At 73.7% G+C, this 9,226-nt stretch carries 12 protein-coding genes; 6 read left to right on the plus strand and 6 right to left on the minus strand.

Annotated features, from left to right (window positions below; genetic code table 11):
• Positions 1-99 precede the first annotated feature (99 nt).
• Both ABTY20_RS19340 and ABTY20_RS19345 read left to right on the plus strand, forming a co-directional pair.
• Complete coding sequence (locus ABTY20_RS19340; protein ID WP_351998223.1) at positions 100-708, plus strand: TetR/AcrR family transcriptional regulator; 609 nt, start codon at positions 100-102, stop codon at positions 706-708.
• An 18-nt stretch (positions 709-726) separates the two neighbouring features.
• Entirely contained in the window at positions 727-2,400 is a 1,674-nt protein-coding gene (locus ABTY20_RS19345) for an FAD-binding dehydrogenase (RefSeq protein WP_351998224.1), read from the plus strand.
• 53 nt (positions 2,401-2,453) lie between these two features.
• On the opposite strand, the gene ABTY20_RS19350 is transcribed toward ABTY20_RS19345, so the two are convergent.
• On the minus strand, positions 2,454-2,804 hold the full coding sequence (locus tag ABTY20_RS19350; RefSeq protein ID WP_351998225.1) for a DUF488 domain-containing protein: 351 nt from the start codon (positions 2,802-2,804) through the stop codon (positions 2,454-2,456).
• A 140-nt stretch (positions 2,805-2,944) separates the two neighbouring features.
• Between ABTY20_RS19350 and ABTY20_RS19355 the strand changes: the two genes are divergently transcribed.
• Positions 2,945-3,394: a DUF6098 family protein gene (locus ABTY20_RS19355; protein ID WP_351998226.1), complete on the plus strand. Its 450-nt coding sequence runs from the start codon at positions 2,945-2,947 to the stop codon at positions 3,392-3,394.
• 37 nt (positions 3,395-3,431) lie between these two features.
• On the opposite strand, the gene ABTY20_RS19360 is transcribed toward ABTY20_RS19355, so the two are convergent.
• Together ABTY20_RS19360 and ABTY20_RS19365 are read right to left on the minus strand one after the other, a co-directional pair.
• The gene (locus ABTY20_RS19360; protein WP_351998227.1) at positions 3,432-3,683 is read right to left on the minus strand and encodes a WhiB family transcriptional regulator; all 252 of its coding nucleotides are present in this window, start codon (positions 3,681-3,683) and stop codon (positions 3,432-3,434) included.
• A gap of 111 nt (positions 3,684-3,794) precedes the next feature.
• Positions 3,795-5,015, minus strand: a complete 1,221-nt coding sequence (locus tag ABTY20_RS19365; RefSeq protein WP_351998228.1) for a saccharopine dehydrogenase family protein — start codon at positions 5,013-5,015, stop codon at positions 3,795-3,797.
• Positions 5,016-5,148: 133 nt separating this feature from the next.
• On the opposite strand from ABTY20_RS19365, the gene ABTY20_RS19370 reads away from it, so the two are divergent.
• Complete coding sequence (locus ABTY20_RS19370) at positions 5,149-5,844, plus strand: TetR/AcrR family transcriptional regulator (RefSeq protein ID WP_351998229.1); 696 nt, start codon at positions 5,149-5,151, stop codon at positions 5,842-5,844.
• On the opposite strand, the gene ABTY20_RS19375 is transcribed toward ABTY20_RS19370, so the two are convergent.
• Entirely contained in the window at positions 5,841-6,737 is an 897-nt protein-coding gene (locus tag ABTY20_RS19375; protein WP_351998253.1) for a LysR family transcriptional regulator ArgP, read from the minus strand. The genes ABTY20_RS19370 and ABTY20_RS19375 overlap by 4 nt on opposite strands.
• 70 nt (positions 6,738-6,807) lie before the next feature.
• Here ABTY20_RS19375 and ABTY20_RS19380 point away from each other — a divergent pair, with 70 nt between their 5' ends.
• Positions 6,808-7,425: a LysE/ArgO family amino acid transporter gene (locus ABTY20_RS19380; RefSeq protein ID WP_351998230.1), complete on the plus strand. Its 618-nt coding sequence runs from the start codon at positions 6,808-6,810 to the stop codon at positions 7,423-7,425.
• Positions 7,426-7,458: 33 nt separating this feature from the next.
• On the opposite strand, the gene ABTY20_RS19385 is transcribed toward ABTY20_RS19380, so the two are convergent.
• Positions 7,459-7,914 (minus strand): cyclic nucleotide-binding domain-containing protein, encoded by a 456-nt coding sequence (locus ABTY20_RS19385; protein ID WP_351998231.1) that lies wholly within the window; start codon positions 7,912-7,914, stop codon positions 7,459-7,461.
• Positions 7,915-8,240: 326 nt separating this feature from the next.
• Positions 8,241-8,471 (minus strand): hypothetical protein, encoded by a 231-nt coding sequence (locus ABTY20_RS19390; protein ID WP_351998232.1) that lies wholly within the window; start codon positions 8,469-8,471, stop codon positions 8,241-8,243.
• 142 nt (positions 8,472-8,613) lie between these two features.
• On the opposite strand from ABTY20_RS19390, the gene ABTY20_RS19395 reads away from it, so the two are divergent.
• Positions 8,614-9,054: an ATP-binding protein gene (locus tag ABTY20_RS19395; RefSeq protein ID WP_351998233.1), complete on the plus strand. Its 441-nt coding sequence runs from the start codon at positions 8,614-8,616 to the stop codon at positions 9,052-9,054.
• The last annotated feature ends 172 nt before the right edge of the window (positions 9,055-9,226 follow it).

Genomic DNA, 9,226 nt, shown 5'->3' on the forward strand with positions numbered 1-9,226 from the left:
GAGTACGGGCTCGCGGCGTGAACTCCGCGGCTCCCGGATCTTTCGATGCACCGGTGTATCGGATACGTTCCCGTATCGAACCGAGGGAACGGGGCCGGCATGGCGGCGGGCGGTACGGCGGGGCGCGTCACCAGGCGCCGGCTGCGCACCCGCGCGAACCTGCTCGAAGCCGCGTTCTCCGTCTTCGCCGCCAAGGGCTTCGGGCACGTCTCGATCGAGGAGGTCTGCGAGGCCGCCGGCTACACCAGGGGCGCCTTCTACTCCAACTTCGCCGGTCTGGACGACCTGTTCTTCGCCCTGTACACACAGCGCGCCGAGCTGATCGCGGAGCAGGTCGCCGGGGCCCTCGCCCAGGACGGACCCGACCTCGACGTGGCCGCCGCCGTCGACCGCGTCACCGAGGTCCTGCTCCTCGACCGCGACTGGCTGCTGGTGAAGACCGACTTCCTGGTGCACGCCGCCCGAGACCCGGAGGTGGCGCGCGCCCTGCTGGAACACCGGGCGCGGCTGCGGAGGGCCGTCGCGGACCGGCTCGCCCGGGCCCGCGGCCGCACCGGACTGCCCGCCGCGCTCGGTGACGCCGAGGGGGCCGCGCACGCGGTGATCGCCGCCTACGACGGCGTCACCACCCAACTGCTGCTGGACCGGGACGCCGAGCACGCCCGGGCCTGGCTGGGACGACTGCTGACCGCGCTGCTCACCGGATAACAGGAAGGGACGGTCGCCATGGATGCCGACGTCATCGTCGTCGGAGCGGGACTCGCGGGCCTCGTCGCGGCCCACGAGCTGACCGCCAGGGGCCGCAGGGTCGCCCTGGTCGACCAGGAGAACGCCGCCAACCTCGGCGGGCAGGCCTTCTGGTCCTTCGGCGGGCTGTTCCTCGTCGGCTCGCCGGAGCAGCGGCGCCTGGGCATCAAGGACTCCTTCGACCTGGCCTGGAGCGACTGGCGGGGCAGCGCGGGCTTCGACCGCCTCGACGACGAGGACAGCTGGGCGGTGCGCTGGGCGAGGGCCTACGTCGAGTGGGCGGCGGGGGAGAAGCGGTCCTGGCTGGACGGCCACGGCATCACCTTCCTGCCCACGGTCGGCTGGGCCGAGCGCGGCGACCTCCGCGCGGACGGCCACGGCAACACCGTGCCCCGCTTCCACATCGCCTGGGGCACCGGAACGGGCGTCGTCGAGCCCTTCGTCCGGTACGCCCGGCAGGCCGTGCGCGACGGACTGCTCACCTTCCACCACCGCCACCGGGTCGACGGACTCGTCGTCGAGGGCGGTGCCGTGCGCGGGGTGCGCGGCAGCGTACTGGCCGCGGACGACGCACCGCGCGGGGTCGCCTCCAGCCGCGAGACGACCGGCGAGTTCGAACTCACCGCCCAGGCCGTGATCGTGACCAGCGGCGGCATCGGCGCCGACCACGACACGGTCCGTCGTCATTGGCCCGAACGGCTGGGCACCCCGCCCCGCGAGATGGTCACCGGAGTGCCGGCCTACGTCGACGGGCGGATGCTCGACATCAGCGCCCGCGCGGGCGTCCGGCTGGTCAACCGGGACCGCATGTGGCACTACACCGAGGGACTGCGCAACTGGGACCCCATCTGGCCCGGACACGGCATCCGCATCCTGCCCGGACCGTCCTCGATGTGGTTCGACGCCCTCGGCCGCCGCCTGCCCGAACCCTGCCTGCCCGGCTACGACACCCTCGGCACGCTGAGGCACCTGCGCACCACCGGGGACCTCGCCGGACACGACCACTCCTGGTTCGTCCTCACCCAGCGGATCATCGAGAAGGAGTTCGCGCTGTCGGGCTCCGAGCAGAACCCCGACATCACCGCCAAGGACCGGGCCGGCTTCCTGCGCACCCGCCTGCTGGGCAAGGGCGCCCCCGGGCCGGTGGACGCGTTCCTGCGCAAGGGCGCCGACTTCGTGACCGCCCCGACCGTCGAGCAGCTCGTCGAGAAGATGAACGCCCTCACCGACGAACCGCTGCTCGACGCGGACCTCGTACGCCGCCAGATCGAGGCCCGCGACCTGCAGATGGCCAACGCGTACAGCAAGGACGCGCAGGTGCAGGGCATCCGCAACGCCCGCCGCTACATCGGCGACCGCCTCGGCCGCGTCGCCGCTCCGCACCGCATCCTCGACCCGGCGGCCGGTCCGCTGATCGGCGTCAAGCTGCACGTCCTCACCCGCAAGACCCTCGGCGGCATCCAGACCGACCTGGACTCCCGCGCGCTGGGCGCCGACGGCCGGCCGGTCGAGGGGCTGTACGCGGCCGGCGAGGTGGCGGGCTTCGGCGGCGGCGGCCTCCACGGCTACAACGCCCTGGAGGGCACCTTCCTCGGCGGCTGCCTCTTCTCGGGCCGGGCGGCCGGACGGGCGGCGGCCGAACGGACGGCGTAGGCCACGGCGAGGGGCGGGGAGCGGCCCGCCCTCAGCCGGTGAGCGGCCCGCCCTCAGCCGGTGAGCAGGCGGGCCAGCACCTGCGCGTGGCTGTGCTCCGGGTCCTTGGACGCCGTCAGCAGGGTCACGGGGCCCTTCCCCGCCAGCTCCCGCACCCGCTCCAGGAGCCCTGCGGCCTCCGGCGCGGCCAGTTCGGCCCCGTACCGCTCGCAGAACTCCTCGTAGGAGCCCTCGCCCCCGTGGTACCAGCGGCGCAGCTCCGTCGAGGGCGTGAGCCCCTTGGGCCACTCGTCCACCCGCGCCGCGTCCTTCGCCAGACCGCGCGGCCACAGCCGGTCGACCAGGACCCGGACGCCGTCGTCCGGCTCGGGCGGTTCGTGGACACGGCGCACGCGCACGCTCATGACCGTCCCCTTCCGGTGATCTCCCGCGAGCCTACTGCGGCGCGCCGGGCCGGGCGCGCCGGGACCGCCGGTCCGGGTTCCGTCCGCGCGGGGCGGGTACTACGGACCGCCTGGGGCCGTGGCACCGCGGGAGGGCGCTCATGGAGGCATCGGACGATCTGCCGGTGGTCGGCACGCTCGCCGACCTCACGTCACTGGTCGAGCGCGACCGGAACCTGTACGTCCGCTGGTCGCGCGGGCCGGCGGCCGATCTGCGCGCCGTGTCCAGCACCGACGACCTCACGGGGGTCGCCATGCCCGGGCTGTCCGCCAATCCGCTCGACGTCGAGACGTGGTGGCGGGGCCGGCCGGTGGAGCTGTGGGTGGCGCGCAGGCTGTACGACTACGGGCACCTGCCGCGGGAGAAGGGGGCCGGCATCCGGCCCTGGGCGCTCAAGGGCCGGGAGGTCGCCCGCGGCCCCGACAACGAGCCGCTGGTCGCGGACGTCCGTCCGCTGTGCTGGATCGACGACGCCGTGATCGCCCAGGCGCGGACGGAAGTGGCCCGCCAGGCCAGTCCCTGGGGGCCACTGCGCCGCACCGGCCGCTGAACGCCGCACGGGGCTCGCACGGGCCGGCCGCCCGGGCCTAACCGGACGAGCGCCGGGCGGCGATGCGGCGCTTCAGGGCGCGGCGTTCCGTCTCACTCGTACCGCCCCACACCCCGATGGTCTGCCCCGTGTCCAGTGCCCAGCGGAGGCACTGTTCCCGCACGGGGCAGCGTCGGCACACGGCCTTGGCCTGTTCCGTCTGCATCAGGGCGGGGCCGGTGGTGCCGATCGGGAAGAAGAGGTCGGGGTCCTCGGTCCTGCAGGCCGCACGGCTGCGCCAGTTGTCCATCGAGAGTCACCTGCGATCGGTGTGGATACGGACAGACACCCTTTTGGGCACCTTGCTCCTTTCGGGTGACCTGTCGACGGGCGGTGAAACAACGTGACGCCGTGCGAGCGCTCACTGTTCGCGCAGCCCCCAGGGCGATCCGTACGCGGTCAGCAGTTCCAGGAACGGTCCCGCGGGGAACGCCTCCGGGCCGAGCACACCCGTGCCCGACCAGGCGCCGGTGGCCAGCAGCTCGAGGGCGACGACCGGGTTGACGGCGGTCTGCCACACCACGGCCTGGCAGCCGTACTCGGCCATGGACCACTGGTTGTCGACCACGTGGTACAGGTACACCTCGCGCGGCGCCCCGTCCTTCACGCCCCGCACCCAGGTGCCGGCGCAGGTCTTGCCGTGCATCCGCCCGCCCAGCGTCGCCGGGTCGGGCAGGCAGGCGGCCACCACGTCCCTGGGGGAGACCCGCACCGGGCCCTCCGGGCCGGGCACGGTCACCGGCTCGGTGCGGTCCAGGCCCAGCAGGTGCAGCGTCCTGAGCGTGTCGATGAACGCGCGGCCCAGACCGTACTTGAAGGTGACGCGGCGCGCGTCGACCCAGCGCGGGACGAGCAGCACCTCCTCGTGCTCGACGTTCACGCACTCCACCGGGCCGATGCCCTCGGGGAAGTCGAACACCTCCGGCTCGCTGAACGGCTCGGTGGTGAACCAGCCGCGGTCCTTCTCGTAGACCACGGGCGGGTTGAGGCACTCCTCGATGGTGGTCCAGATGTTGAAGGACGGCGCGAAGTCGTAGCCGTCCACCGTGAGGTTCGCGCCGTCGCGGACGCCGATCTCCTCGATCTCGTCGAAGAGCTCGTCGGCGGCGTACCGGGCGAAGACGTCCGACAGCCCGGGCTCCACGCCCATCCCGACCAGGGCCAGCGTGCCGGCCTCCTCCCACTCCCCGGCCCGCGCGAACTGCTCGTCGCCGAGCTTCACCCCGCACTGCTCGTACGGGCGCCCGGCGTGCGGCCGGGACAGGGACATCGCCATGTCGACATAGGTGGCGCCGGCGCGGCGCGCGGCCCGGAACAGCGGCATCACGAACCGGGGGTCGGTGGCGTTGAGCAGCACGTCGCAGCCGTGCCGTTCGAGCAGCGCCGCCACCGCGTCCTCGTCGCCGGCGTCCACGCGCCCGGCGCGGAACCGGGCGCCCTCCGCGCCGAGCGCGGCGACCGCCGCCTCGGCGCGGGCCGGGTCGTGGTCGGCCACGACCATGTGGTCGAAGAACGGTCGCCGGGCGGCGATCCGGGTGACGGCGGTGCCCACCCCGCCGGCTCCCACGAGCAGTACGCGCATGACGGAGCACTCCCTTTCTGCCTCGTGGATCCTCATGGATCCGGGATGTGTGCGGGGCCCCGGTCCGGAGATACAACGCCGTGCGACGGCGTAAGGTCAATGGCGTTGGCATAAGAGGACGAGGAGCGGGCCGGTGCCGAAGCGTGTGGTTCCCGAGGAGCGCCGACGGCGCCGCAGACCGACGAAGGGCGGCGTGGTCCTGTCCGAGGCGCTGATCGTCGAGGCCGCGCTCCGTCTGCTGCGCGAGCACGGCAGCACGGGTCTGACCGCCCGCCGGCTCGGTCGCGCCCTGGACTGCGACCCGAGCACCCTCTACCGCTACTTCCGCGGCATGGACGAGCTGACCCTCGCCATCGGGGACGCGCTGATCGGGCGGGCGCTGCACGACTGGCGCCCCACGGGGCGGTGGCGTGAGGACCTGCGGGCCGTCGGGCTGCGCATCCACGCGGCCTATGTGGCGCACCCGCAGGCCGCCGTCCTCACGGCGAGCCGGGTCTCCGGCCGGGCCAGTGAGCTGGCGGCCGACGAGGCGGTGCTGGACGTACTGCGCACGGCGGGCTTCCCGCTGCCGGAGACGGTGCGCGTCTACCACGCCTTCATCGACACCACGCTGGCCTTCGCCGCCCTCGACGCCGCGTCCCTGGCCCTGCCCGGCGCGGCGCGCCGCGCCGACGAGGAGATGTGGCGTTCCACCTATGCCCGCCTCCCCGCCGCCACCCACCCCCGCATCGCCGAGGCCGCGCCGCTGCTGGCCACCCGCATGGTCACCAGCGCCTACCCGACCGCGCTGGACATGCTCCTGGACAGCGCGGGGAACGGCCTGGCCTAACGCCGCAGGGCCCGCGCCGCCGCCTCGGCGACCGCGTCGGCCACCGCCGCCAGCGCGGGGGAGTCCAGCTTCCACTGCTGCCAGTACAGGGAGACGTCGACCTCGCGGTCCGGGGCGAACACCGTGAGGCGGCCGGCCCGCAGCAGCGGGTCCGCCTGCGCCTCGGGGACCATGCCCCAGCCCAGACCCGCGGCGACCGCCTCGACGAAGCCCTCCGAGGTCGGCACGTGGTGGCGCAGCGCGCTCGCCTCGGTGCGTCCGCGCGTGAGGCGGCGCACGAAGCCGTCCTGGAAGTCGTCCTTCCGGTCGAACACCACCACCGGCGCCGCGGGCAGCGCCTCCCGCAAGGGCCCCGCGAGATGCCGTGCGGCGAACTCCGGGTGCGCCACCGGGAGGTAGCGCATCCGCCCCAGGTGCCGTACGGAACAGCCCGGCACCGCCTCCGGCGACGAGGTCACCGCGGCCATCACCGCCCCCTCCCGCAGCAGCGCCGCCGTGTGCGCCTCGTCCTCCCGGCGCAGTTCGAAGCAGAGCCGGGACCCGGCCGTCAGACGCGTGAGGGCGTCCAGGAACCAGGTCGCCAGCGAGTCCGCGTTCACCGCCACCGACACCCGGACCGGCTCCCCGGCTCCGCTCAGCCCCAGCTCGGCGTACGCGTCCCGCTCCAGCCGGGCCACCTGGCGGGCCAGCCGCACCAGCACCTCGCCCGACTCGGTCGGCCGCACCGGCTTGGTGCGCAGCAGCAGCACCCGCCCCGTGCGCTGCTCCAGCGCCTTCACCCGCTGGCTCACCGCCGACGGCGTCACGTGCAACGCGGCGGCCGCCGCGTCGAACGTCCCCTCGTCCACCACGGCGAGCAGGGTCCGTACCTGGTCCAGCGGGAGATCCCTCATCACGAGGGCTAAGGGTACGTAAGAATCCTCAGCTGTACTGCAGGTCCCTCCCGTCCGTAACGTCCTCGGCATGAGCAGCTCCCTGACCACCGCCGTCGCCGGCTTCGGCACCGGCCTCTCCCTCATCGTCGCCATCGGCGCCCAGAACGCCTTCGTCCTGCGCCAGGGCGTCCGCCGGGACGCCGTCCTCGCCGTCGTCGGCATCTGCGCCCTCTCCGACGCCGTCCTCATCGCCCTGGGGGTCGGCGGGGTCGGCGCGGTGGTGGTGGCGTGGCCCGGCGCGCTGACGGCGGTCGGCTGGATCGGCGGCGCGTTCCTGCTCGGCTACGGCGTGCTGGCCGCCCGCCGGGTGTTCCGTCCGGCCGCCACCGGACTGGAGGCGGAGGGCGAGGCGGCGGGCTCCCGGCGCCGGGCCGTGCTCACCTGCCTCGCGATGACCTGGCTCAACCCGCACGTCTACCTCGACACGGTGTTCCTGCTGGGCTCGGTCGCCGCCGACCACGGCCCGCTGCGCTGGACCTTCGGCCTGGGCGCCGTACTGGCCAGCGTCTGCTGGTTCGCCGCGCTCGGCTTCGGCGCCCGCCTGCTGAGCCGCTTCCTGACCCGACCCGCCGCCTGGCGCGTCCTGGACGGGCTGGTCGCCGTCACCATGATCGTCCTGGGTCTCACGCTCGTCGCCGGGGCCTGACGCGGCGACGAGCGGCACCGGGTGCGACCCCGTCTACAGCGTTGTGCGCCGGTGCACCGCGACCTGTTCCATCAGCGTGCCGCGCGCCGTCTCCAGCCGGTGGGCGAGCACCTCGGCGACGCTGCGCACGAGGGTCATCCCGAGCGGCGGGTCCTCCTCGCAGAGCCGCAGCACGGCCGCCGCGTCGAACTCGTAGGCGCGCACCGGGCTGAAGGCCACGGCGCCGAAGTCCCACTGGTACGGCGGGAACAGCCAGGACCAGCCCAGCAGATCGCCCGCGCCGAGGCCGGCGACGGTCACCCGGTGCAGGTCGTTCACCCGCTGGTCCAGCGAGACCGCCCCGGAGCGGATCACCCAGAACCGGTCGGCGGTGCCACCCGTCTCGAAGATCCGGGTGTCCTCCGGGAAGGACACCTCCCGCGCCAGGGCCATCAGGCGCTCGCGCTGCGGCGGGGGAAGGGCGGTCAGGAGTTTGATCGCTTTGGTCATGGCGCGGGGCTCCTCGCCGGGCAATCGGTTCCGGTGCTTTCCCTACGTTCATTTCAGCCGCTGCGGCCGTTCGGGGCACCTCGGCGGAGACGGGAAGTCCGGTTTCCGCCGTCGGCTCCGCCCGGGCATGAAGAAGCCCTGGCTGGACGGGGGAAGCCAGCCAGGGCCGTAAGCGGTGGTGCCCGGAGGACGGGGGTGTCGACTCCGCCACCACGTATGAATGAACGATAAACCATTCGAGCGGCGTTCAGGTAATCAGGTCGCGTGACCTGTTTCACGGGTCCGGGCCGACGCGTTCGTCCACCCCCGGACCGTGTCCGGGCCGGTCAGCCCTGCGCCGTGTGCCGGCCGGGCGTCAGGATCTCGTCCAGCACCCGCAGCACCACCCCGTAGGCCACCCGGTGCGCCTCCGCGTCGCGCGCCGCGGAGGGATCGCCGGTGTCCGCCCGCCCGAGTTCGTCGCCCCGGGCCCGCCAGGCCCGCTCCTCCTGTGCCGCGCAGGCCCGCGCCCGCTGGATGCGCCGCAGCAGTTCACCCGAGTCCACCACATCTGCCATACCGACCGCGTACCCCGTGCGCCGGGAGGAAGACAGGCGTACACCGGACAGCGGGGAGGTTTGCCGTCACCGGGACAGGTGAGCCGGAGAGGGAGGTCTGAGGCATTTCTTCCACTTCGTCACCGAATCGGGAGTCCCCACGATGTGTGAGCAGCACATGACCGAACCCTTCGAACCGCTCGGCGCGCACCGGGCAGGTTCCCCCCGCCCGAGCCGCCCGGCCGAGGTCCGCGAGGCCGTGATGCGCGCGGTGTCCGAACGCTGCCGGGCCACGCACACCCCCTACGACAGCGAGGCCCTGGAGGACGCCCTGCTCGTCGCCTCCGAACTCACCACCAACGCCATGCTGCACGGCGGCGGGATCACCGACTTCCAGGTCGACGTCAGCGGCCCCGGAGTGCGCCTGTCGGTGAGCGACCGCAGCGACGAACTGCCCGCCGTCGTGCCGCCGACCGACCCGCAGGGCCGCCGCCGTCCCGGCGGTCACGGCTGGCCCATCGTGTGCCGGCTGTCCCGCGACGTCCGGGTGTCCGACCTGCCCGCCGGAGGCAAGTGCATCACCGCCGTAGTACCCCTGTCCTGACCGGCCGGAACAGGCCCCGGCACATCGTGTGGAGAAGCGGAGTTTGTTCCACCGGCGAGGGGGCAATCGGAGGTTCGTGCTTCGGACCGGAGGCGCGCCAGCGGGAGCGGTACGGCTGCTGTGGACCCTCCGGGCGTCCCGGCGGCGACCGTCCCGCGGTAGATCCCTGAAA

Source organism: Streptomyces sp. NPDC126497 (assembly GCF_040302425.1).
Lineage (GTDB): Bacteria > Actinomycetota > Actinomycetes > Streptomycetales > Streptomycetaceae > Streptomyces.